The organism is Nocardia sp. CA-135398, from assembly GCF_050955845.1.
Taxonomy (GTDB): domain Bacteria; phylum Actinomycetota; class Actinomycetes; order Mycobacteriales; family Mycobacteriaceae; genus Nocardia.
In genome coordinates, this window is the sequence record NZ_CP192084.1 from 8,099,402 (window position 1) to 8,120,996 (window position 21,595).

The 21,595-nt window shown below is 66.4% G+C and carries 23 protein-coding genes; 11 read left to right on the forward strand and 12 right to left on the reverse strand.

The features are described from left to right. Position 1 precedes the first annotated feature (1 nt). Positions 2-1,726 carry an MFS transporter gene (locus ACQP1T_RS35940; RefSeq protein WP_433757428.1) on the forward strand — a complete coding sequence of 575 codons (1,725 nt, stop codon included), beginning with the start codon at positions 2-4 and terminating at the stop codon, positions 1,724-1,726. Beyond that, the gene (locus ACQP1T_RS35945; protein WP_433757429.1) at positions 1,723-2,232 is read left to right on the forward strand and encodes a DUF2771 domain-containing protein; all 510 of its coding nucleotides are present in this window, start codon (positions 1,723-1,725) and stop codon (positions 2,230-2,232) included. Before ACQP1T_RS35940 ends, ACQP1T_RS35945 begins: the two co-directional genes overlap by 4 nt. 159 nt (positions 2,233-2,391) lie before the next feature. Here ACQP1T_RS35945 and ACQP1T_RS35950 read toward each other — a convergent pair whose 3' ends face one another. After that, positions 2,392-2,817 carry a cold-shock protein gene (locus tag ACQP1T_RS35950; protein ID WP_433762492.1) on the reverse strand — a complete coding sequence of 142 codons (426 nt, stop codon included), beginning with the start codon at positions 2,815-2,817 and terminating at the stop codon, positions 2,392-2,394. Positions 2,818-3,018: 201 nt separating this feature from the next. On the opposite strand from ACQP1T_RS35950, the gene ACQP1T_RS35955 reads away from it, so the two are divergent. Both ACQP1T_RS35955 and ACQP1T_RS35960 read left to right on the forward strand, forming a co-directional pair. Beyond that, positions 3,019-3,261 (forward strand): hypothetical protein, encoded by a 243-nt coding sequence (locus tag ACQP1T_RS35955; RefSeq protein WP_433757430.1) that lies wholly within the window; start codon positions 3,019-3,021, stop codon positions 3,259-3,261. A 365-nt stretch (positions 3,262-3,626) separates the two neighbouring features. Next, positions 3,627-4,250 (forward strand): resuscitation-promoting factor Rpf1 domain-containing protein, encoded by a 624-nt coding sequence (locus tag ACQP1T_RS35960; RefSeq protein WP_433757431.1) that lies wholly within the window; start codon positions 3,627-3,629, stop codon positions 4,248-4,250. 102 nt (positions 4,251-4,352) lie between these two features. On the opposite strand, the gene ACQP1T_RS35965 is transcribed toward ACQP1T_RS35960, so the two are convergent. Then, positions 4,353-4,541: a hypothetical protein gene (locus ACQP1T_RS35965; RefSeq protein ID WP_433757432.1), complete on the reverse strand. Its 189-nt coding sequence runs from the start codon at positions 4,539-4,541 to the stop codon at positions 4,353-4,355. A 142-nt stretch (positions 4,542-4,683) separates the two neighbouring features. Between ACQP1T_RS35965 and ACQP1T_RS35970 the strand changes: the two genes are divergently transcribed. Then, positions 4,684-7,074 carry a helicase-associated domain-containing protein gene (locus tag ACQP1T_RS35970; protein ID WP_433757433.1) on the forward strand — a complete coding sequence of 797 codons (2,391 nt, stop codon included), beginning with the start codon at positions 4,684-4,686 and terminating at the stop codon, positions 7,072-7,074. On the opposite strand, the gene ACQP1T_RS35975 is transcribed toward ACQP1T_RS35970, so the two are convergent. After that, positions 7,075-7,587 carry an LppU/SCO3897 family protein gene (locus tag ACQP1T_RS35975; RefSeq protein ID WP_433757434.1) on the reverse strand — a complete coding sequence of 171 codons (513 nt, stop codon included), beginning with the start codon at positions 7,585-7,587 and terminating at the stop codon, positions 7,075-7,077. It lies immediately after the preceding gene. 319 nt (positions 7,588-7,906) lie between these two features. Here ACQP1T_RS35975 and ACQP1T_RS35980 point away from each other — a divergent pair, with 319 nt between their 5' ends. Beyond that, a complete protein-coding gene (locus ACQP1T_RS35980; RefSeq protein WP_433757435.1) occupies positions 7,907-8,722 on the forward strand; it encodes a hypothetical protein in 816 nt (271 codons plus the stop codon). Positions 8,723-8,725: 3 nt separating this feature from the next. On the opposite strand, the gene ACQP1T_RS35985 is transcribed toward ACQP1T_RS35980, so the two are convergent. Genes ACQP1T_RS35985 through ACQP1T_RS36000 form a run of 4 tightly spaced genes read right to left on the reverse strand, consistent with a single transcriptional unit; the run spans position 8,726 to position 13,214 of the window. Beyond that, positions 8,726-10,117 carry a M1 family metallopeptidase gene (locus ACQP1T_RS35985; RefSeq protein WP_433757436.1) on the reverse strand — a complete coding sequence of 464 codons (1,392 nt, stop codon included), beginning with the start codon at positions 10,115-10,117 and terminating at the stop codon, positions 8,726-8,728. Between the two features lie 53 nt (positions 10,118-10,170). After that, positions 10,171-10,806, reverse strand: a complete 636-nt coding sequence (locus tag ACQP1T_RS35990; RefSeq protein ID WP_433757437.1) for a LysE family translocator — start codon at positions 10,804-10,806, stop codon at positions 10,171-10,173. A gap of 39 nt (positions 10,807-10,845) precedes the next feature. After that, positions 10,846-11,514, reverse strand: coding sequence for a DUF3239 domain-containing protein (locus ACQP1T_RS35995; protein ID WP_433757438.1), 669 nt, complete (start codon positions 11,512-11,514; stop codon positions 10,846-10,848). Positions 11,515-11,555: 41 nt separating this feature from the next. Beyond that, positions 11,556-13,214, reverse strand: coding sequence for a DNA repair helicase XPB (locus ACQP1T_RS36000; protein ID WP_433757439.1), 1,659 nt, complete (start codon positions 13,212-13,214; stop codon positions 11,556-11,558). 380 nt (positions 13,215-13,594) lie between these two features. Between ACQP1T_RS36000 and ACQP1T_RS36005 the strand changes: the two genes are divergently transcribed. Further along, positions 13,595-14,239: a LysE family translocator gene (locus tag ACQP1T_RS36005; protein WP_433757440.1), complete on the forward strand. Its 645-nt coding sequence runs from the start codon at positions 13,595-13,597 to the stop codon at positions 14,237-14,239. A 34-nt stretch (positions 14,240-14,273) separates the two neighbouring features. Beyond that, positions 14,274-14,924, forward strand: coding sequence for a trimeric intracellular cation channel family protein (locus ACQP1T_RS36010; RefSeq protein WP_433757441.1), 651 nt, complete (start codon positions 14,274-14,276; stop codon positions 14,922-14,924). Here the strand turns inward: ACQP1T_RS36010 and ACQP1T_RS36015 are convergent. Further along, a complete protein-coding gene (locus tag ACQP1T_RS36015; RefSeq protein WP_433762493.1) occupies positions 14,921-16,102 on the reverse strand; it encodes a pyridoxal phosphate-dependent aminotransferase in 1,182 nt (393 codons plus the stop codon). The two genes, ACQP1T_RS36010 and ACQP1T_RS36015, sit on opposite strands and share 4 nt — an antisense overlap. A 174-nt stretch (positions 16,103-16,276) precedes the next feature. Between ACQP1T_RS36015 and ACQP1T_RS36020 the strand changes: the two genes are divergently transcribed. After that, the gene (locus ACQP1T_RS36020) at positions 16,277-16,480 is read left to right on the forward strand and encodes a hypothetical protein (RefSeq protein ID WP_062988281.1); all 204 of its coding nucleotides are present in this window, start codon (positions 16,277-16,279) and stop codon (positions 16,478-16,480) included. Positions 16,481-16,529: 49 nt separating this feature from the next. Here the strand turns inward: ACQP1T_RS36020 and ACQP1T_RS36025 are convergent, their stop codons facing one another. After that, the gene (locus ACQP1T_RS36025; RefSeq protein ID WP_433757442.1) at positions 16,530-17,450 is read right to left on the reverse strand and encodes a sigma-70 family RNA polymerase sigma factor; all 921 of its coding nucleotides are present in this window, start codon (positions 17,448-17,450) and stop codon (positions 16,530-16,532) included. A gap of 61 nt (positions 17,451-17,511) precedes the next feature. Here ACQP1T_RS36025 and ACQP1T_RS36030 point away from each other — a divergent pair, with 61 nt between their 5' ends. Both ACQP1T_RS36030 and ACQP1T_RS36035 read left to right on the forward strand, forming a co-directional pair. Next, positions 17,512-18,093 (forward strand): GNAT family N-acetyltransferase, encoded by a 582-nt coding sequence (locus ACQP1T_RS36030; protein ID WP_433757443.1) that lies wholly within the window; start codon positions 17,512-17,514, stop codon positions 18,091-18,093. Between the two features lie 82 nt (positions 18,094-18,175). After that, complete coding sequence (locus tag ACQP1T_RS36035; RefSeq protein WP_433757444.1) at positions 18,176-18,727, forward strand: class I SAM-dependent methyltransferase; 552 nt, start codon at positions 18,176-18,178, stop codon at positions 18,725-18,727. A 39-nt stretch (positions 18,728-18,766) separates the two neighbouring features. On the opposite strand, the gene ACQP1T_RS36040 is transcribed toward ACQP1T_RS36035, so the two are convergent. From ACQP1T_RS36040 to ACQP1T_RS36050, 3 genes are all read right to left on the reverse strand, one after another. Next, complete coding sequence (locus ACQP1T_RS36040; RefSeq protein ID WP_433757445.1) at positions 18,767-19,858, reverse strand: 3-deoxy-7-phosphoheptulonate synthase; 1,092 nt, start codon at positions 19,856-19,858, stop codon at positions 18,767-18,769. A gap of 220 nt (positions 19,859-20,078) precedes the next feature. Then, the gene (locus tag ACQP1T_RS36045; RefSeq protein WP_433757446.1) at positions 20,079-20,549 is read right to left on the reverse strand and encodes a carboxymuconolactone decarboxylase family protein; all 471 of its coding nucleotides are present in this window, start codon (positions 20,547-20,549) and stop codon (positions 20,079-20,081) included. A 146-nt stretch (positions 20,550-20,695) separates the two neighbouring features. Continuing rightward, on the reverse strand, positions 20,696-21,574 hold the full coding sequence (locus ACQP1T_RS36050; protein ID WP_433757447.1) for an oxidoreductase: 879 nt from the start codon (positions 21,572-21,574) through the stop codon (positions 20,696-20,698). Between the last annotated feature and the right edge of the window lie 21 nt (positions 21,575-21,595).

Here is a 21,595-nt window from a genome sequence, read left to right on the forward strand (position 1 = left end):
TGTGACTACTCCCCGCGATCCCTCCGGTTCCGACCGTGGTCCGTGGGATGGCGAGGAGTCCCCACCGATTCAGCGTCACCCCGGTTACGACCGCTACCCGCCACCCCACGCCCCATCGCGTCGGTCCCCCCTTCCGCCCCTACCGCCCGAACCGCAGCAACGCCGAGAACCACCGCCGACAAGGCCGTTCGCGAACCCCGCGGACCCGCCACCGGAGCCCGAATCCCCGGCCGAGCCGCAGCGCCCCCCGCGCAAGCTGACCGTCACCCGTGTCGCCGCCATGCGCGGCCGCGAACTCACCTCCCGTGGCGTCGCCACCTTCCAGCGGGCCGCCAAGGCCGACGGCGCCGACAAATCCGGCCTCACCGCGCTGACCTACGCCACCATGGCGAATTTCGCACTGGACGCCGCGATCGCGGTGGCCTTGGCCAACACACTGTTCTTCGCCAGCGCGACGGCCGAGAGCAAGACCAAAGTCGCGTTGTACCTATTGATCACGATCGCCCCGTTCGCGGTGATCGCCCCGCTCATCGGACCGATGCTGGACCGCCTGCAGCGCGGCCGCAGACTCGCACTTGCCACCTCCTTCGCGCTGCGCGTAGTGGTCGCGGTGGTGCTGATCATGGCCTTCGACAGTTGGGCGCTGTATCCGCTCGCCCTGTGCATGATGATCGGCAGTAAATCGTTCTCGGTGCTCAAGAGTGCGGTGACGCCGCGCGTGCTGCCACCGGAAATCGATTTGGTGCGCACCAACTCTCGGCTCACCGTCTTCGGTCTGGTCGGCGGCACCATCGGCGCGGGCGCGGTCGCCGCACTGGCCGCCGCGATCGCCGGTTCCAATGGCGCACTTGTGCTGGCCGCCGCTATCGCGATCGCGGGCACCTTCCTGAGCCTGCGCATCCCGCGTTGGGTCGAGGTCACCGAGGGCGAGGTCCCGGCCACCCTCAGCTATCACGCGAAAACCGAAGTCTTCAGTCCGGCAACCGAAGCCACCGTTCCGCCCCGCAAGCGCAGGCAGCCGCTGGGCCGCGCGGTGGTGACCGGACTGTGGGGCAATAGCGCCATTCGCGTCTTGACCGGCTTCCTGACGTTCTATGTGGCCTTCGTCGCCAAGGCGACCGAGCACGGCGGCTGGCAGCAGGCCGCCATGCTCGGCGTGGTCGGCGTAGCCGCGGCGGTCGGCAACTTCGTCGGCAATGCGACCGGGGCCCGGATCAAACTCGGCAAGCCGTCACTGATCGTGCTGGGCTGCACCGCCGCCTGCTGCGCGGTCGCCCTGCTCGCGGTCTTCCTGAACAATCTGCTCGGCGCCGCATTGGCCACCCTGGTCGCCGCGGGTGCGAGCGCGCTGGCGAAGGTATCGCTGGATGCCTCCATCCAGGACGATCTGCCGCCGGAATCGATCGCGTCCGGCTTCGGCCGGTCCGAGACCGTGCTGCAGCTCAGCTGGGTCCTCGGCGGTGCGGCGGGCGTGCTGATGCCGACCACCTACTGGCAGGGTTTCGCATTCATCTCCGCCGTCCTGCTTTTCGGGCTGCTGCAAACCTTCATCAGCGACCGCGGCCACTCCCTGCTGCCCGGTCTGGGCGGACACCGCCCAGAACATGCGGAGCAGGCCGTCGCGACATCCCGACACGCCGATGCCGACCGAGCCGCGCAACGCGGCAAGGAGCGCGGTAGCGACACTCAACACATGCAACGAGGCACAGGAGACCCGATCTGGTGAACAAGCCAAGTACCCGCACCGTCGTCGCGCTATCCGTGGCGGCCCTACTGGTGTTCACCGTCGCCTTCGTCGGCGTGTTGACGGTGCTCGTCCGTAAAGCGGACCACCCCGACCCGACCGTCACGGCATACGCCCACGGCAAGACCGTCACGGTGTCCCCATTCCTGTACTGCACAGTGAAAATGGAGGACTGCAAGTACGGCGAGACAGCCACCCTCGACGTCCCCGCCGGATATCCGCTGCAGCTGTCCCTGCCGAAGAAGATCGCCGACGCGCCCTGGCTGGCGCAGCTGGTCTACGCCATGCCCACCGGCGAGAAGGTGGATCGGGTGGTGAGCCGCAACGACTTTCCCGAAGGCGCGCGCGCCGTCACCATCGACTCGAAGCCGGAGCCCGAATTGCGGCTCGTCGGTATCGAATTGCAGCTGCCGATCCTTGCGCGCGATGAGACCGGCCGGGAGTTCTACGTCCCGCACGCGGCCTGGTCGATCAGCACCTCGTCGTAGCGACTGCTTGCAGGTCGCTCGGAACGGTCGGTAGCGACTGCTTGCAGGTCGCTCGAAACGGTCGGTAGCGACTGCTCGCAGGTCGCTCGAAACGGTCCGAAAACGCTTCGCGCGCTGCCCGATAGACCGGCAGCGCGCGAAATTCGTTATCCGCGAAGGTCAGTGATCGAGTTCGCGCGCGACCGCCCGCACCACTTCGGAAATGCGCTGCGCGGTCTTGCGATCCGGGTACTTACCCTTGCGCAGATCCGGCTGCACCTTGGCCTCGAGCAGGGTGATCATGTCCTCGACCATCCCGTGCAGCTCGTCCGGCGTGTGCTTGCGCGCGGCCGGTTCCTTGTGCGCCGCGCGATCGCGGTCCTGGCCCTGACGGACCGAGGGCGGCGATTCGAGCACCTTCAGACTCAGCGCCTGCGGCCCACGCCGACCGGCGGCCATCCCGAATTCGACGCGCTGACCGGGCTTGAGCCCATCGACGCCGGCGGGCAGCGCGGACGAACGGACATAGACATCCTCACCCTCGTCCTGGGAAAGGAAGCCGAAGCCCTTTTCGACGTCGTACCACTTCACCCTGCCGGTCGGCACTGCACTCACCCGTTCGTCATCGAAACCCGGACCCCAGCGGCCCGAGCACATCCGTCTGCCCAGGTGCTGGTCCGGCATACCGCCTCGGACAGCGCCTGTCAGTTTGCGAAAAGAACGCGCCCCACAGCTATGCAGGACGCGATAGACACCGAGTCTACCCCGGTGCGAATAACGCAAGCACATCAGTTTTACGGTCGAGCAGTGACGAACCCATCCGCGCCACCGCCCCCGAGCCGTCCACCGCGCCGCGCCGGGCAGCCGTTGCTGTACGTGGCACTCGGTCTGTTCGCGATCGGCCTGCTCGCGATCGTCGCCATATTCCTGACACCGGTGCTGAGCGATTCCGACCCCGGTCTGTGGCTATATCTGCTGGCGATGTCGGCGCCGCTCGGTTTCCTCTGCGCGATCGTCTTCGCACTCTGGTCCGGCCGACGGTCGCGGTAAACCGGTTACCCGTGCTGATCGTTACCAAAGCATCGATGTGATCCTCGTCACATAACGGCGCGGTAACAGGGCGGCAGTGGCCCGCGACCGGCCCGCCCGCACCATGTCTCAGCTGCGCGGAAGCTTCTCCGCCGCAACCGATACCGGTCCGAGACCCGCGCGGACCCGCCGGTTACCAAATAGTGATTTTTCGCGCGGATCGTCGTACGGTCTTACCCAGCCGGGACAACCGGCAACCACCGGCCCGCCGCATCAGCCTCACCCCGCGGGTACCGGACCCCAACGGAAGCAGGGGTGAGGGCGGGACGGACGACCTCTCAGTCCGGACCACTTGCAGATGCGTACGAGAGGCAGAAGAACCCGATATGAGTGGACGCCATCGCAAGCCAACCTCCACCGGGCGCACCGTAGCCAAGGTCGCCGTCACCGGCGCGATCATCGGCACCGCTGGTGTGGCTCTCGCTGGAAACGCCAGCGCGGCACCCGACTCCGACTGGGATCGACTCGCGCAGTGCGAGGCCGGCGGCAACTGGGGCATCAACACCGGCAACGGTTTCCAGGGTGGACTGCAGTTCTCCCCGAGCACCTGGAATGCCCACGGCGGCGGCGAATACGCCGCGACGGCCAACCAGGCCACCCGCGAACAGCAGATCGCGGTCGCCGAGAAAGTCCTCGCCAGCCAGGGCTGGGGCGCTTGGCCCTCCTGCTCCTCCTCGCTGGGCCTGAGCAGCGGATCCACTCCGCGCAGCGCCCCCTCCTCCACCGAGACCCCGCGCTGGAATCCGGCCCCGGCCGCGCCCGAGCAGGCCGTCGCCGACTCGAGCCAGCAGGTGTTCGACGCGATCGACCGTGCCGTCGCCGTCGTCCAGGGCCAGGGCGTGCAGATTCCGCAGGAGGCCCTCGATTTCTTCAATGCCGCCAAGGGCACTCAGCTCGACCCGGCAGTCGTGAACTTCTACGAGGCGAACAAGAGCATGCTGCCCGCCTGATTCGTCACGCAGACCATACGAAGAAGGTCCCCGCATCCACGTGATGCGGGGACCTTCTTCGTATCCGCGGGTTTTCCGTCCGGTTGCCGAGCGATTCGCCGCTCAGCGGTTGATCACCGTGTTCGGGTGCATGTAGGGCAGCTGATCGGCCGGTACCGGAAACTCGGTGTCCTCACCGAACGGCGAGAGCCCACCGGAACGAGTCGACGACAGCTCGGTGACCGCGTGGCCACCGTCGTCGGTCGCAGGCCAGCCATTGTCGACATAGGGTTTCTTCGATTTGTTCACCACGACCACATTGTGGCACGCGAGCGACCCGCCAGCACGCTGCCCTCCGGTGCTGCCCACGCCCGGCGATCGATAAACGACATCTACTAGGCTGACAGAATCGACAATATTCGGACTGCGACGCAACGACTGATCTCGAGAGCACATGGGTAACTCGTCGGGGACGCCCAAAACCGGACCGGGCACACGACCGCAAGCCCGCGGCGACAGTCACGCGGCACTCCCGACCGGCAAAAGGCCCGGGGAGGCTGCGACCGAATCCCTGGCCGGGTGGCTCGCGGCCCGCAGCGATGCGCAGCTGGTCGCCCTGCTCGAACTCCGGCCCGATCTGGCCGTACCACTGCCATCCTCCATGGCGGTGCTCGCGGCCCGCGCCGAGCAGCGCGCGTCGGTCCTGCGTGCCACCGACGACCTGGACACACTCGAGTTCGCGATCGTGGAAACCCTTGCGGTGCATCGGGCGACGGGCTCGGGCGGGACGCCGATGAGTCGCAAGGCATTGCGCGTGCAATTGAAAGATCGGGTGCGGGTCGCGGCGATCGATGCCGCGCTGACCCGCCTGTCCGATCGCGCGCTGGTCTGGAACGACGGTGACGACCTACATCTGATCCCCGCCACCGCCGAGGCGCTGCCGTGGCCGATCGGCAGCACCACCGAAATTCCGGATGCGCTGACCGAGCCCGAAGTGGTCGCGGCCCTCGCGGCGGTATCCCCCGCCGAACGCGCGCTGCTCGACAAGCTGGCCAGCACCGGTCCGCGCGGACGCACCAGGGACGCCGCACCGGGCACACCGGCCGACCGCCCGATCCAGCAACTGCTCGGCCGCCGGTTACTGCACTGGATCGACGAGGAGACGGTCGAACTACCGGTCACCGTCGGCCAGGTACTGCGCCGGGAGCCGGTGACCCACCCGCACGCGCTGAAGCCGCCGGAGCCGACACCGACCGAGCACACCCCCACCGAAGTGAATGCGGTCGCGGCGGGCGAAGTCGGCGAGCTGCTACGGCACTGTGCCGACATTCTGGAGGCGCTCGGCCAAGCGCCCGCGCCCGCATTGCGCGCGGGTGGGCTCGGGGTGCGAGAGTTGCGCCGCGTCGCCAAGCAGACCGGTATCGATGAACCACGCGCCGGACTGCTCGTCGAACTGCTCGCCGCGGCCAAACTCATCGAGAAGGGTATGCCGGACCCACCACCGGAATTCGACTCCACCGACGACTTCTGGGCGCCGACACCGGCCGCCGACGGCTGGCGGGACGCACCGCCCGCGCGGCGCTGGGTGGCGCTGGCCCAGGCCTGGCTGGATCTGGACCGGATGCCGTGGATGGTCGGCATGCGCGACGCCAATGACAAACCGCTGGCGGCATTGTCGATCGAACTGCGCACCCCGCACGCGCCACGCGACCGGCGCGCCATGCTGAATCTGCTCGCCGAATATCCGACCGGCACCGCATTCGACCCCACCGATATCGGCCGACTGCTGGCCTGGCGGCAACCGCGGTGGCGCAGGCACTTTCGCGCCGAGGCGGTCGAGCGCACGCTGCACGAAGCCGCGACGCTCGGTTTCATCGGACGCGGTGCGCTCGCCTCACCGGCGCGAGCTCTGCTGCACGGTTCTCCGACCAGCGCGTCCGATGCCGAGGCCGAAATGGAATCGGCACTGCCAGAGCCGATCGACCATGTGCTGGTCCAGGCGGATCTGACGGTCATCGCGCCCGGTCCGCTGACCCCGGAGTTACAGAGCCGGGTGGCACTCACGGCCGATATCGAATCCGCGGGTGCGGCAACGGTTTATCGGATCAGCGACACATCGGTGCGGCGCGCGCTGGATGCCGGGATGACCGCAGCCGAACTGCACACGCTGTTCAGCACGCATTCCCGCACACCGATCCCGCAGTCGCTGACCTACCTCATCGATGACGTCGCGCGCCGACACGGCCAGCTACGGGCCGGTATGGCGCAGTCGTTCGTCCGCAGTGACGATCCGGCACTGCTCGCGCAGGTGCTGAGTTCGCCGGTGGCGAGCGAACTCGCGCTGCGGGCCATCGCACCCACCGTCGCCATTGCCCAGGCCCCGCTCGGCGAATTGCTCGAGCGGTTGCGCGCGGCCGGATTCGCCCCGGCCGGTGAGGATTCCGCGGGCACCATTGTCGATCTACGCCCGCGCGGTGCCCGGATCGCGGTGCGCCCGCATGCCAGGCAGCCGTATCGCCCGACGCCGCCGAGCACCGAACAGCTGACATTGCTCGTCGCGGAGTTGCGCGCGGGTGAGCGGGCCGCCAGCGCCCGCAATGGCCAGTCGGTGCGCCCCGACGGCACCAGAACCAGTACCGCCGCAACCCTGGCGCTGCTGCAATTGGCGGCCCGGGTGCGGCGGTCGGTCAATATCGGTTATGTCGACGCCCAGGGCGTCGCGTCACAGCGTGTGGTCGAACCGCTCAAGGTCGGCAACGGCCAGCTCGACGCACTGGACCCGGTAACCGGCACGATCCGGCATTTCACCTTGCACCGGATCGCGTCGGTCGCCCTACTCGAATAATCAGCCCTTGGCAGCGCCGAGGCAGAAGGTGACCTTCGGGTCCGGGACGGTCACGAAGCTGGTCGCGTCGGCGCCACACTGCAATTCGTCGGCCTGGCCGTCGATGCGCTGCACCACCTTGAAGGTGGCTTCGGAGGAGGAGCAGTCCACGTACTTGTACGGGTTGGTGCCGACATCGGCGTAGCAGCTGCCCTGCTTGAAGTTCGGCGCGAGGCACATGTAGGCCTGGCCGCCACCGACCAGGTCCTCGGTGTAGGTGGTGTATTCGGCCGCGCATTCGAGCTTCTTGTCCGCGGTCTGGAATACCTTGTAAACGGCCTTCGGCGACGAGCAGTCGACCGGCTCGGACTTGGTGGCCGATGACGAACTGTCGGTGACATTGATGCAATCACCGACCTTCGCCTTGGCGGTGTCGGACTTGCTTGCATTGTCGAGCGCCGAACAACCGGTCACCGCGGCCACCAATGCGCCCACCGCCAGGAGGGCGAGCACAATGCGTGCCAGCAGCCTCATTCCTGGGAACTTCAACGTGAAACCCTCTCTCACCGAACGCGTTCACAGCAGTTGTGAACGCGGTGAGAATACCGTTCCGGTCGCCCGAACCGCATCAGCAGCTCGGACGACCGACCAGGAGCAAGCGCGACTCAGTAGTGTCCGAGCAGCCCGGACAGTCCCAGCAGTACGAGACCGACATATTTCGGGATCAGGGTGCCGATGACCGTGAGTCCTAAACTGTTCACTATCAATGCCTTTCGCACTACGAACACGTGGACTTTTGTCCAGTATGTGCACTCTGTCGCTTCCCGAGACCCGGTCGTTACGCTTGGCGAGTATGAGGCTCGAAGAGGTCGCCGCCGACTTGTACGGACTCGACCCTGGTGAGTTCGTCGCCGCCAGGGCGGCACGCGTGGCCGAGGCAAAGGATGCGGGCGATAAAGAACTCGCGGCCGCCGTCGGCAAGCTACGTAAGCCGACGGTCGTGGCATGGACGGTAAATCTGCTGGCCCGCGCTGCGCCGGATGATGTCGATGCGCTGCTACAGCTCGGATCCGCACTGCGTACGGCACAACGGGAATTGTCCGGCGAGCAGTTGCGCGCACTGACCACACAGCGCCAGCAGGTGGTCAATGCACTTGCCAAGCGGGCGGGCGCACTGGCCGCAGATCGCGGACATCCGGTCACCGAGGCGGTGCTGCGCGAGGTGGGCCAGACGCTCACCGCGGCGCTGGCCGATGACGCGGTCGCCGAGCAGGTGCGCAGCGGCACACTGGTGAGCGCCGCGAGCTATGCGGGGTTCGGCCCCGGTGGGGCCGCACTCACGTCGGTAAAGGGTACGGGCACAACGAAATCCGTCGATCCGGTAACCGAGGACAACGCGCAGCAGGAACTCGACGACGCACTCGAAGCCCTCGAATCCGCCCGTGCGGCAAGGGATTCGGCGCAAGACGAAGCGGATGCGGCGGCAAACCGGTTGGCCGAGAGCGAATCCCGCATCGAGGCATTGCGCGAGAAGCTGGCACATGCCGAACAGCAGAAACAGTTCGCCCGCACCACCGAGCGCGGTGCACAGGAGCAATTGCGCGCGGCCCAGAAACAACTCGACCGGGCCGAGCGCTGGGTGGAACGGGCTCGCGAGCGCGTCGACTGAACGTCAGCCGCGCAGTGCGCCCGGATAGAGGTACTCGTCCTGGGGCGGTGTGGTGCGGTTCAACCAGGCATCGAAGAAGCCGGTCAGATCGGTCGGGGATTTCGACTGCATGAAGGTGCGGAACTCCGGCATCGAGGCATTCCCATAGGCGTGGGCGGCATAGAATTCCCGGACGGCCGTGAAGAATACGTCGTCACCGAGTTGTTTGCGCAGGGCGTGCAGGAACAGCGGGCCGCGATAGTAGACGGCGGTGAATTCATTTCCGACGCCCGGATTTTCCAGCGGGATATCCCAGAATTTCTGATTGTCACGGTTTTTCCGAATGGTCTCCCGGTAGGCCGCGTCGACGTCCTTGTCCTCCTTTTGCTCCGGCCACAGATAGTCGGCGGTGTAGCTGGCGAAGCATTCGTTCAGGCAGATATCGGACCATTGCCGCACCGATACCGAATCGCCCCACCACTGGTGCGCGATTTCGTGCACCACGGTCTGCAGGTCGGTCCACGGCGCGTAGATCGGACGGGTCTGGGTCTCCAGCGAGAACTCCAGATCCGCGTCGACGTAGATGCCACCCGCGGCCTCGAAGGGATAGGGGCCGTAGAGCGTCTCCTCGAAATCGAGGATTTCCGGCAGGCGCTGCTCGGTTTCCCGATTGCGCTCCGCTTGCGGGGCGAAGGCGCTGATCAGTGGGGTGCCGTTGGCACGGCGCTGCTCGAGGTAACGGTAATGATCGATCGCGACGGTGGTCAGATAGCCGAGCACCGGTTGGTGCGACTCCCAGGTGACATTACGTTTGGCGCCGGTGACCGTATTCTCGGTCCGCACACCGTTGGAAACCACCTCCCATTCCGCGGGAACCGACGCGTGCAGGGTGAAGGTGGCCTTATCCAGCGGAGTGTCGTTGAGCGGATACCAGGTGGTGGCCGAATGCGGTTCACCCGAGACGAAGGCTCCGCCGCTGGGCGAATAGGTCCAGCCCTCACCCTCGGTGTTCCTGGCCTGCCCGGCATAGTCGACGGTCACGGTGAAGGGCAGGCCGGGCAGCAGCGGCAGCAGTGGGGTCACGGTCAGTTCGTGCTCGCCGTTGCGATCGAAGGCGGCGGGCAGGTTGTTCACCGAGACCATGCGCACATCTGGGCCGTCGAAGTCCAGGTCGAACATTCGCAGCGGCTGGGTGGCGGTGGCGTCGACCCTGGTGGTGCCGGTGAGCTGATGGCTCGACGGGTCGTAGTCGATACCGACCTCGTAGTGGCCGACGTCGTAGCCGCCATTGCCGTCCAGCGGGTAGTACGGATCGTCCAGCCCCGGCGCGCCGACGAGCGGATCGGCGTTCGCCGGAACCGGGGCGGCGACCAGCGCGGCAACCACGGCCGCGCACAACCAGCCGGACCACCTCATACGACCACCACCCCTTCCACCGTCCCACCCGACCTCGGTGGATGGTAGTCGCCTCAGTCGGCGCTACCGCTGAGCGCCACCGACGCGCCGAGCCCGAAGATCATCGCGCCGCCCGCGCCGCCGACCGCCTCCAGTCGTTGCGGCGAGCGCGCGAACCAGGCGCGGGCCGATGCGGCGAGCAGCCCCCACGCGCTATCGGAGACCAAGGCGATCGCCAGGAAGATGGTGCCGAGGATCAGGAATTGCAATGGCAGCGAACCCGCCGACGGTTCGGCGAAGTGCGGCAGTACCGCCGAGAAGAAGACGATCGCCTTGGGATTGGTCAGCCCGACGAACACGCTCTGCCGAAACACCTTGGCATCGGCGGGTTCGATCTGCGCGTTCAGCGCCGCCCGCAATGCCTTGCGCTCGCGAATCGCCTGGATCCCCAGGTACATCAGATACAGCGCACCGGCGAACTTGACCACGGTGAGCGCGAGCGCCGAGGCCGCGAGCAGGGTGCCGAGGCCCACCGAGACCAGCAGCAGCGCGATGAAAACGCCCGCGGCGTGACCGAATACCGAGACCAGAGCGGCGCGGCGGCCGAGCGCGAGGGCGCGGCCGATGGTGAAGAGCACCCCCGGGCCGGGGATGACGATGATGACAATCGATGCGGCGATGAAAGCCAGCAAGTTGGACGCCGGAACCATTTACCGAGTCTATTCGGCGGCGCAAGGGAATTCGGCCGATCAGGAACCCAGGTCGCCGGGGAGCTGGTGCGGGTCGAGCAACAACCGTTTGGCGGAGGTGCGCCGCACCTTGTCGGCGAGTTCCAGATTATCGGTGAGCAACCGCCATTCGATCTCGCTGATGGCCGCGCGCGCCCGATCGATGACGGTGCCGTCGCGGGTGCCCCAGGCGATCGGCATGGCACTGACCGACTGCCAGCGCTCGCCGACCTGACGCGGCGCCCGATCGGTGCGCACCGCGACCGACGGCACCCGCTCGCCCGCGCGCTTCTCGTGGCCGGGCAGATCCCTGACCTTCCTGATCACCAGCGCATAGCGCCGGTCACGGGTCTCCGGTTTCGAGACATCGACAAGCGCGAGCAGCACGACGCCGCTCGGATGCGTTTCGGAGACCACCGCGGGCACCAGCTCACCGTCGGCGTAGAGCTTGTCGATGCTGGAGCGGTGCGGCGTCCAGAACGCCACCCACACCGCGACCACCGCGCCGAGTGCGAATGCGATCGCCAGCAGATAGGCCCACGGATGGTTGAGCCAGATCAGATACGCGGTGCCGGTCGCGGCGATGACCGCGGCCGCGATCGCCATGACGCGCAGTCGACGTAGGTCGGCGAAGACTTCGTTGACCGCATGGGCGTGCTGCCGGTCCACCGCGAATTCGAAGCGTCGCACGTCTTTATTCCTAGCACACGTATCGGAGTTAATTCCTCCGCTTATCCGATGGCCGGTCCCAGCAAGTCATCGGCATCCGTAATGCGATACGCGTAACCCTGTTCGGCCAGGAAACGCTGCCGGTGCGCGGCATATTCGGCGTCCAGGGTGTCACGTGCGACGACCGAATAGAAGTGGGCTTGGCCACCGTCTTGTTTCGGCCGCAACAGCCGACCGAGCCGTTGCGCTTCTTCTTGGCGCGAACCGAATGTTCCCGAAACCTGTACCGCGACAGAGGCTTCGGGCAAATCGATGGAAAAGTTCGCGACCTTGCTCACCACCAGCACCGGAATCTCACCGCGCCGGAAGGCATCGAAAAGATCTTCGCGCTCTTTGGTTTTCGTCGAACCTTGAATTACCGGCGCATTGAGATCGGCGCCGAGTTCGTCGAGTTGATCCAGATACGCGCCGATCACCAACGTCGGTGCGTCCTTGTGCTGAGCCAGAATCGATTCCACCACAGGGATTTTCGTGCGCGCGGTCGAGCAGAGCTTGTAGCGCTCCTCGGGCTCGGCGGTGGCATAGGCCATTCGCTCGGCATCGGTGAGGGTAACCCGGACCTCGATGCAGTCGGCGGGGGCGATCCAGCCCTGCGCCTCGATGTCCTTCCACGGTGCGTCGTAGCGCTTGGGGCCGATCAGCGAGAACACATCGCCCTCGCGTCCGTCCTCGCGCACCAGGGTCGCGGTGAGACCGAGCCGACGCCGCGATTGCAGATCGGCGGTCATCCGGAAGACCGGGGCGGGCAGCAGATGCACCTCGTCATAGATGACCAGGCCCCAGTCACGGCTGTCGAAGAGCTCGAGATGTTTGTACTCGCCCTTGGTGCGGCGGGTGATCACCTGATACGTGGCGATGGTGACCGGACGGATCTCCTTGCGTTCACCGGAGTACTCGCCGATTTCGTCCTCGGTCAACGAGGTTCGCGCGAGCAGTTCACGCCGCCACTGCCGTCCGGCGACCGTATTGGTGACCAGGATCAGCGTCGTGGCCTGCGCCTTGGCCATCGCGGCCGCGCCGACCATGGTCTTGCCCGCACCACACGGCAGCACCACGACACCGGAACCACCGGCCCAGAACGAATCGGCGGCCATCTCCTGGTAATCGCGCAGATGCCACTTGCCGCCGGTGTAATCCAGCTCGATCTGATGCGCCTCGCCGTCGACATAGCCCGCCAGATCCTCGGCGGGCCAGCCGATCTTCAGCAGCATCTGCTTGATCCGGCCGCGCTCGGACGGATGTACGACGACGGTGTCCTCATCCACGCGCGCGCCGAGCATCGGGGCGATCTTCTTGTGCCGCAGCACTTCCTCGAGCACGGCGCGATCCAGACTGACCAGCGTCAACCCGTGCGCCGGATTCTTCACCAGCTGCAATCGGCCGTAGCGGGCCATGGTGTCCACGATGTCGACCAGCAGCGGCTGCGGCACCGCATACCGCGAGTAGCTGACCAGGGCATCCACCACCTGCTCGGCGTCATGCCCCGCCGCGCGCGCATTCCACAGCGCCAATGGCGTCACCCGATAGGTGTGCACATGCTCCGGCGCCCGCTCCAATTCCGCGAACGGCGCGATGGCCTGCCGCGCCACCCCGGCCAACTCGTGGTCGACCTCGAGCAGCAGCGTCTTGTCACTCTGAACGATCAGCGGACCGTCGGTCACAGCTCCGCCTCGCTGGCGCTCGGCTCCGCTGCGGCCGGAGGTGCTGCTGTGTATTCGGTGCCCTCGCTGCGCTCGGTCACGTTCTCTCCTCGTATACGGCGTCCGGCTTCGTACCCGATCGCTCGTGCGACTCCGGCTCATTCTTCCCGACACCACCGACAACCCATCGGATGCGGCATCGATCCTGCCCCCGCCGACGGGCATAGCTCGCGTCGGCCTCGCACATAGAGCGTCCGAGCGGCCCGTTTTGTTCCGGGACGGAATGCACTGACTGCCCATTGTCGCCCGGATCTCGGTGGAGCGAGCTGGCGGTGACGCCAGTCCACCGCCGCTCGACTGGACCGAGACGGGGCCGCCGCATATGCGTGAGGATCGGGAGCATGATCGAAACTGCGGCGATTCTGGGCGTGGCGGCGACCGAGTTGGGGCTGGTGCTCACACCGGGACCGAACATGATGTATCTGGTGTCACGCAGTGTTTCGCAGGGACGCCGGGCCGGATTGGTGTCGCTCGGCGGTGTCGCAGCCGGATTCGGAGTCTATTTGGCGGCGGCCACAGCCGGGATTACCGCGGTGTTCGCAATCGTGCCCGGCCTGTATCTGGCGATGAAGCTGGCCGGTGCCGGATACCTCTTGTGGCTGGCCTGGCAGGCGGTGCGGCCCGGCGGGACCTCGATATTCGCACCCGCCGAACTGCCCGCAGATCCGACACGGCGATTGTTCACCATGGGACTGGTCACCAATCTGCTGAATCCGAAGATCGCGATCTTGTACATGGCCCTGATTCCGCAGTTCGTGTCGCCCGAGCACGGCCGGGTTTGGTTGCAGAGTCTGTGCCTCGGGACGGTGCAGATAGCGGTGGCCTTGACGGTGAACGGGCTGATCGTGCTCGGAGCGGGCGGCATCGCCGCCTTTCTGACCGGTCGGCCGCTGTGGTTGCGGATCCAGCGCTATTTCATGGGCACCATGCTCGGCGGCATCGCGGTACTTGTCGCGACCGACCGTGCGCGGCCGACGCCCGCCTGAACGCGAGCCCCGCGGACTATGTGATCGTGTGCGCATGGCGCATTTCGATTCCGCGGTGAATACCGCCCAGCACGTCGGGGAGTTGTTCGGCGTCTTCGCCTTCGCGACCTCGGGGGCGCTGCTCGCGGTGCGGCGCGGATTCGACGTCTTCGGGATCGTGGTGCTGGCCTGCAGTACGGCGCTGGGTGGCGGTGTCATTCGGGATCTGGTGATCGGTAGGACACCGCCCGCGTCATTCGTCGATCTCAGTTATCTGTGGACCGCGCTGGCCGCGGCCGCGGTCATTTTCTTCTGGCATCCGTCGCCGCGGGTGACCGGCGGTCCGCTCGGCGTGGCCGATGCGTTCGGGCTCGGGCTGTTCTGCGTGACCGGCACGGTGATCGCCTACAACCACGGCCTCGGCGCGCCATCGGCCACACTGCTCGGATTGGTCACCGCGATCGGCGGCGGGGTGATCCGCGATCTACTCGGCGGACAGACGCCGAGTGTGCTGATACCCGAGCAGATCTATGCGGTACCAGCACTTTTCGGTGCGGCAACGACCGCGACGCTATTGCATCTCAATGCCTACAACGCGATCACCGGCGGCTGCGCCGCCCTCGGCGCGATCGTATTTCGGCTGCTCGCGATGCGGTACGAGTGGCACGCACCGCAGGCGCGACGTCGCCCGCAGGACCGGGCCTAGCCCACTCGAACACCGGCCCGGAGTCGGCGCACGCCCTCTTCGAGGGTTTCGTCGCGTTTGCAGAATGTGAAGCGCACCAAGCGATTCCAGGCTTCCGCGTGGTCGGCGAAGGCGATGAGCGGCACGGCCGCGACACCCAGCCGAACCGGTAGTTCTCGGCAGAAGGCCAAGCCGTCGGTTGCGCCGAGCGGTGTGATATCCGCGCAGACGAAATAGCCGCCCGCACTCTCCTTCACCCCGAAACCGGTGTCCTTCAATGCGGCGGCGAGCCGGAGGCGCTTGTCCGACAGCGTATCTCGCAGTCCGGCGACCCAGTCGAGTTCATTGTTCAGCGCGTACGCGACGGCCGGTTGGAACGGCCCACCCGCCACGAAGGTCAGGAACTGCTTGGCCGCGAGCACACCGTCGATGAGCTCGGTCGGACCGAGCGCCCAGCCGGTCTTCCAGCCGGTGACGCTGAAAGTCTTCGCCGCGCTGGACACCACGACGGTGCGCTCGGCCATACCGGGCAGGGTGGCAAGGCTGATGTGCTCGTTGCCGTCATAGACGAGGTGTTCGTATACCTCGTCGGTGAGCACCAATAGGTCGTGCTCGCAGGCGATTTCGGCGATCGCGGTCAGATCGGCGCGGTCGAGGACGGTGCCGGTCGGGTTGTGCGGCGAATTGACGATCAACATCTTGGTCGCGGGCGTAATGGCGGCGCGCAGGCTGTCCAGGTCGAGTACGAAGCGGTCACCGTCGGCGACGAGATGGGCCGTGCGCCGCCGCGCTCCGGCCAGGGCGACCGCGGCCGCATAGGAGTCGTAGTAGGGCTCGATCAGGACGACCTCTCGGCCGGGTTCCACCAGGCCGAGCACGGCCGCGCTGATCGCCTCGGTCGCACCGACGGTGACCAGGACCTGGGTTTCCGGGTCGTACTGGGTGCCGTAGCGGCGGGCCCGGTCGGCGGCGATGGCGCGCCGCAGGATCGGCATACCGCGGCCGGGCGGGTACTGGTTCAGCCCGTCGGCAATGGCCTGACGCGCGACCTCGAGCATGCCCGCGGGCCCGTCGGTATCCGGAAAGCCCTGGCCCAGGTTGATCGCCTCGTGACGCACGGCTAATTCGGTCATCTCCGCGAAGATCGTGGAGGCAAAGGGGCGCAGGCGGGCGACGGTCGCGGGGTTGCGAGGACATATCCGGAGAGTAGCCCAGCGATCGCCATTGTTGCCATCAGATAGCGAACGGCTATATTTCACTTTTGAATTGAGGCTTCTACCTGCATAGTTGTGCGTTGTCCCGACGGCGGCTAGCCTCGCCGTGTTCTACCTCACAAACCGCCGACCTGCGGCGGTATCTCGAAAGGGGCGCTTATGGCCTCGTATCTGGACCTGGTACTGCAGCCGGCCGCGTCGGAGGTCGCCGGAACGGTACTGGGTTTCCTGCGAAATGTCGCACACGACCTGATCGCCGGGTTCGGCTCCTCCACCGGCGATTGGTTCAACGGCTCATCGACCGGCAATAGCGGTGCGGGATCGTCTACCGGGGACTGGTTCCTCGGCTCGTCCACGCCGTAATCCGAGGGCGGTGCCAGGCCTGGCGATGAGGGCCCGGCCTGGCACCCCTTCACCCGAGGCGGACGTGCGAGAGTTTCTCCGGATTCGCGAGATCGTAGGTGCCCCAGACCAATCCGTCACGAACCGCGAATCCGATCACCCTGGGCGGACCTTCGAGCCGCCCGTAACCCGGGCCGACCCGATACACGACCAGACCCAATTGCCCATTGACCGTGGCGAATTCGAATTCCAGTGTCGGCTCCGCGGAGCCGTCCAAACCGTACTTGCGCACCAGCCCGAGAAAGAAACGGGCGACCTTGTCCGCACCGGCGATGACATTGATCGCGGTGGACGTGGTGCCGTTCGCATCGCCGATCGTCACCGAATCCGGGTGCAGCGCAGCGGTTATCGCGTCGATATCACCGGCCGACAGCGCGTCGATGAACTTGCGCACCGCGGCCGCGTGCTCGACATCCGGGACCGGCGGCGGAGCCTGTGCGACGGATTTCCTGGCCCGCACGGCCAGTTGACGCGCTGCCTCCACCGAAATACCCAGGATCTCGGCGATCTCGTCGAACGGCACCGAAAGTCCGTCGTGCAGTACGAATGCCACCCGCTGTGGCGGCGTCAGGCTCTCCAGCACGACCATGGCCGCGAGACTGCATTCCTGTTTGCGAACCACCGCCTCCAAAGGATCCGGCATGGTCGATGGCGTGATAGCGGTCACGACCGGCTCCGGAAGCCACTGCCCCACATAGGTTTCCCTGCGCACCGCGGCACTGCGCAAGCGGTCCAGGCAGATTCGGCTGACCACGGTGGTCAGCCAGCCACGCAGATCCTCGATCTCGGATTGATGCGCACCGGCCAGCCGCAGCCAACTCTCCTGCACCGCGTCCTCGGCGTCGCCCGCACTGCCCGTCAGCCGGTAGGCGACCGAGAGCAGATGCGCCCGATGCGATTCGAACAAGTCGGCGAGAAGAGCGGCAACCATTGAGCTGATTCTACGTTCCGCGCTGATCGGCCCGACGACCCGGTCATGACACCATGCTCATATGGAGGATCATCCGCTATCGGACACAACCATCTGGTTGTCGCGGCCGACCGAGGCCGATATCGACGATATCGTGGCATGCTGCCAGGAGCCCAGCATTGCCGAGTGGGTGACGATTCCGGTGCCGTATCACCGGAAGAATGCCGAATCCTTCCTCGACGATATGGTCGCGCCGGGCTGGGCCACCCGCAGTCCGATCTGGGCGCTGCGCACGCGCGCGGACGGTCCGGTCGTCGGCATGATCGATCTCAGCGCACGCGACGAATCGGCATCGGAGATCGGCTTCTGGCTGGTCTCCGCGGAACGTGGGCGTGGACTGATGTCGCGTGCGGTCGCCCTGGTGTGCGAATTCGGTTTCCAGCCGACAGGATTGGGGCTGAGCCGGATCAGCTGGCGCGCCTTCGTCGGCAACCACGCCTCGGCCGCGGTGGTCCGCCGCAACGGTTTTCGCTACGAGGGCACGGCGCGACTCGGCTTTATGCAGCGCGGCAGCCGCCGCGATACCTGGCTGGCCGGACGGCTGGCGACCGATCCGCCCGGGCCGGCCCCGGATTGGCCGCCGGATGTATTCGGCATCGCGTAGCGATTCGATGAGAGGTGGCGGTCGGGCGACGGGTGGGCCCGAACCGCTGACCGGCGCGGCGCAAAAGTCGTAGATTGCGAATATGGCGGCCGATGCCCGATTCGAGTGGATCGCCGAAACCATGCACCTGCGGCCCGACGACCGGATCCTGGAAATCGGTCCGGGCTCCAGCGACTCGATCGCGTACCTGGCCGCACGGCTGGACGGCGGGCGGATAGTCGGCGTCGACCGTTCCCCGACGGCCATTGCCCGTGCGAGGAAACGCCATGCCGCACTGATCAGATGCGGCAAGGTCCACCTGTTGCAGGCCGGCCTGGAACAGCTCGACCGAGCTCGGGTACTCGCCGAAATCGGCCCGGCCCGCGGCTTCGACAAAGTTGTCGCCATCAATGTGAATCTGTTCTGGACCAGACGGCCAACCGCCGAACTGGCGCTGATCCGGCAGGTCCTCGCGTCCGACGGCACGCTGTACCTGTTCTACGGATACGGACAACCGGACGGACCGTCCGGCGCCGGTCCCAAGCCCGCACCGGGACATCTCATCGATTATCTGGCGACGGCGGGCTTCGACGGCGCCACCGTGTGCTCCGGCGATATCCTCGGCGTCGTCGCCAAACCGCGCCGAAATCCGTAGCCGCGCCCCGGCTTTCACCGGGGCGGCGGGCTCGGAGTTTCAGCGATCGCGGCGCTGCCGCACCGCGTCGGCGAGGCGATCGAGTTGGGCGGCCGTGGTCTCCCAATCGATGCAGGCATCGGTGATGGACTGACCGTAGGTCAATGCGTCGGCGTGCCCGAGGGTCAGATCCTGGCGGCCCGCGACGAGGAAGCTCTCCAACATCACGCCGACCACACCCGGCTCGCCCGCGGCCAACCGGCCGGCGATATCGGTGACCACGTCGACCTGCTTGTTGTGATCCTTATTGCTGTTGCCGTGGCTGGCGTCCACCACGATCCGCTGCGGTAGCGATGCCTTCTCCAAGCGGATGCAGGCCTCGCGGACCGAGGCGGCGTCGTAGTTCGGACCGGTGCTGCCCCCGCGCAGGATCACATGACAGTCCGGATTTCCGGTGGTGCGGATCAGCGCCGAGCGGCCGTCCAGATCGGTGCCGGGGAATACGTGGCTGGCCGCGGCTGCCCGCACACCGTCGACGGCGACCTGCACATCGCCGTCGGTGCCGTTCTTGATGCCGACCGGCATGGACAGTGCGCTGCTGAGCTGGCGGTGCACCTGACTGGCCGCGGTGCGCGCGCCGATCGCGCCGTAGGAGACCAGGTCCGCGATGTACTGCGGGGTGATCGGGTCGAGGAATTCACAGGCCACCGGCAGACCGAGCGCGGTGATATCGACCAGCAGCTTGCGGCCGATGCCGAGGCCGGTATTGACATCGAAGGAGCCGTCCAGGTGCGGATCGTTGATCAGCCCCTTCCAGCCAAGGGTGGTGCGCGGCTTCTCGAAGTACACCCGCATCACGACGTGCAGCCGATCGTCGAGCTCCGCCGCCTTGGCGGCTAGGCGGCGGGCGTAGTCCAGTGCGGCGGCCGGATCGTGAACCGAACACGGCCCGACGATCACCATCAGGCGATCGTCGGCGCCATTGAGCACATCGACCGTGGCTTTGCGACCGGCTCGGACCACGTCGGCCAGCGGATCGGTGATCCGGTGCACCTGGCGCACCTCGGCGGGTGAGCGCAACGGGCTCACACTCAAGGTGCGCTGGTCATCCAGATCGGAATGCCGCGCGTCGACGTCGGCTGCGGTAGTCATCGCTTGTGGGTTCCTTTTCTTCAAGGCCGACCCACGGACGTGAAACCCGTCGAGCCGGTCCATCATCCGGCTCGGGGTGGAGTGAAGTCAGCGCAAATGGTTGCCGCAGACCGACCCACCCAGGGCCGGCTTGCTAAACCAGAAATAGACGCGCTGCACGACGGTGACTGTACCAGGCACTATCTCGAGATGACCGCAGGACCAATTTTCGTGCCGAAGTTCACCCCAGCTGACCCGGGACGTAATCACCGGCCGGAGTGCGGACGATCACATTCATCCGGTTCCACGCGTTGATCGTCGCGATGGCCGCGATGAGTGCCGCGGTCTGATCGTCGTCGTAGTGCTTGCGCACCTGCTCCCAGGTCTCGTCGCTGACGCCGCGGCCGTCACCGATGCGGGTGGCCTCTTCGGTCAGGGCGAGGGCGGCGCGCTCGGCCTCGGTGAAGACGGTGGCCTCGTGCCAGGCGGCGACCAGGTTGAGTCGCACGGAGGTCTCGCCCGCGTGCGCGGCGTCCTTGGTGTGCATATCGACGCACATGCCACAGCCGTTGATCTGGCTGGCGCGGATCTTGACCAGCTCGTAGGTGGCCTTGGGCAGAGCGGATCCGTCGACGACCTTGCCCGCGGTGATGAGGCGCTTGACGTAGCTGCCCGCGACGGGGTTGGCGTAGAGGTTGAAGCGCTGTTCCATGATCTGTGCCTTTCCATTCGGTTGGGTTCACAGAGAGGACGACGCGGCCCGCCCCAGTGTGACAGGCCCGAATGTGACCCGCATCACGCGACTGGCACACCGCGGGCTCGGCAAAACCGAGTTGCCCCGCGCCGCAATGGATTCGGTTAGTTGCCGAAGGTGTAGGTGACGCCGGTCAGCTTCTCCGACAACTCCCACAGGCCGCGCGCGACCTGCTCGTCCTTGGAAGCCGGGGTGGAACCGGAGAGCCCCGGATAGCCGCGCATACCGCCCCATCCGACCGGACCGTAGAACGCGCCAGGCTCGACCTGCTCGGTGGCCGCGTAGATCTCGGGCAGCGCACCCATTTCGGCGCTCTGTGCCAGCAGCCGATTGCCCAGCGCCATGACCGTGTCCAGGATGGATTCGGTATGCGACTGCAGTTCCGTTGCGGCATAACCGGGATGCGCGGCCACCGAAATTTTCGACGAACCCGCCGCGGTGAGCCTGCGCTGCAGTTCATAGGCGAACATCAGGTTGGCCAACTTCGCCTGACCGTAGGCGGACCAGCGCTGGTATTTGCGGTGCTCCCAGTTCAGATCGTCCAGATCGATCTTGCCGACCCGGTGCGCACCGCTGGAGACGGTGACCACCCGGTCCGAAATCTTTTCCAGCAGTAGCCCGGTCAGCGCGAAGTGACCGAGATGGTTTGTGCCGATCTGCATTTCGAAGCCATCGGCGGTCCGCCGCTGCGGCACCGCCATTACGCCCGCGTTATTGATCAGCACATCGGCCCGGTCCACCGCATCGGCGAACGCACGCACCGAGGCCAGATCCGCGAGATCGAGTTCGCGCACCTCGGCCCGCGCACCGATCTCACCTGCCACTTTCTCGCCCTTGGCCACATTCCGACAGGCCAGGACCACCTGCGCACCCGCCCCGGCCAGCGCACGCGCCGTCACCGCCCCCAGCCCGCTGTTCGCGCCGGTGACGATGATCGTGCGCCCACTCTGATCGGGAATGTTCGAGGTATCCCAATGGCTCATGATCGCCAAGTCTAGTGCGCG

Excerpts from the sequence above, each read along its gene's own strand:
- ACQP1T_RS35960 (WP_433757431.1), top strand. The coding sequence starts at position 3,627 with ATGAGTGGACGCCATCGCAAGCCAACCTCCACCGGGCGCACCGTAGCC.
- ACQP1T_RS35970 (WP_433757433.1), top strand. The coding sequence starts at position 4,684 with ATGGGTAACTCGTCGGGGACGCCCAAAACCGGACCGGGCACACGACCG.
- ACQP1T_RS35975 (WP_433757434.1), bottom strand. The coding sequence starts at position 7,587 with ATGAGGCTGCTGGCACGCATTGTGCTCGCCCTCCTGGCGGTGGGCGCA.
- ACQP1T_RS35980 (WP_433757435.1), top strand. The coding sequence starts at position 7,907 with ATGAGGCTCGAAGAGGTCGCCGCCGACTTGTACGGACTCGACCCTGGT.
- ACQP1T_RS35985 (WP_433757436.1), bottom strand. The coding sequence starts at position 10,117 with ATGAGGTGGTCCGGCTGGTTGTGCGCGGCCGTGGTTGCCGCGCTGGTC.
- ACQP1T_RS35990 (WP_433757437.1), bottom strand. The coding sequence starts at position 10,806 with ATGGTTCCGGCGTCCAACTTGCTGGCTTTCATCGCCGCATCGATTGTC.
- ACQP1T_RS36005 (WP_433757440.1), top strand. The coding sequence starts at position 13,595 with ATGATCGAAACTGCGGCGATTCTGGGCGTGGCGGCGACCGAGTTGGGG.
- ACQP1T_RS36010 (WP_433757441.1), top strand. The coding sequence starts at position 14,274 with ATGGCGCATTTCGATTCCGCGGTGAATACCGCCCAGCACGTCGGGGAG.
- ACQP1T_RS36020 (WP_062988281.1), top strand. The coding sequence starts at position 16,277 with ATGGCCTCGTATCTGGACCTGGTACTGCAGCCGGCCGCGTCGGAGGTC.
- ACQP1T_RS36025 (WP_433757442.1), bottom strand. The coding sequence starts at position 17,450 with ATGGTTGCCGCTCTTCTCGCCGACTTGTTCGAATCGCATCGGGCGCAT.
- ACQP1T_RS36030 (WP_433757443.1), top strand. The coding sequence starts at position 17,512 with ATGGAGGATCATCCGCTATCGGACACAACCATCTGGTTGTCGCGGCCG.
- ACQP1T_RS36035 (WP_433757444.1), top strand. The coding sequence starts at position 18,176 with ATGGCGGCCGATGCCCGATTCGAGTGGATCGCCGAAACCATGCACCTG.
- ACQP1T_RS36040 (WP_433757445.1), bottom strand. The coding sequence starts at position 19,858 with ATGACTACCGCAGCCGACGTCGACGCGCGGCATTCCGATCTGGATGAC.
- ACQP1T_RS36045 (WP_433757446.1), bottom strand. The coding sequence starts at position 20,549 with ATGGAACAGCGCTTCAACCTCTACGCCAACCCCGTCGCGGGCAGCTAC.
- ACQP1T_RS36050 (WP_433757447.1), bottom strand. The coding sequence starts at position 21,574 with ATGAGCCATTGGGATACCTCGAACATTCCCGATCAGAGTGGGCGCACG.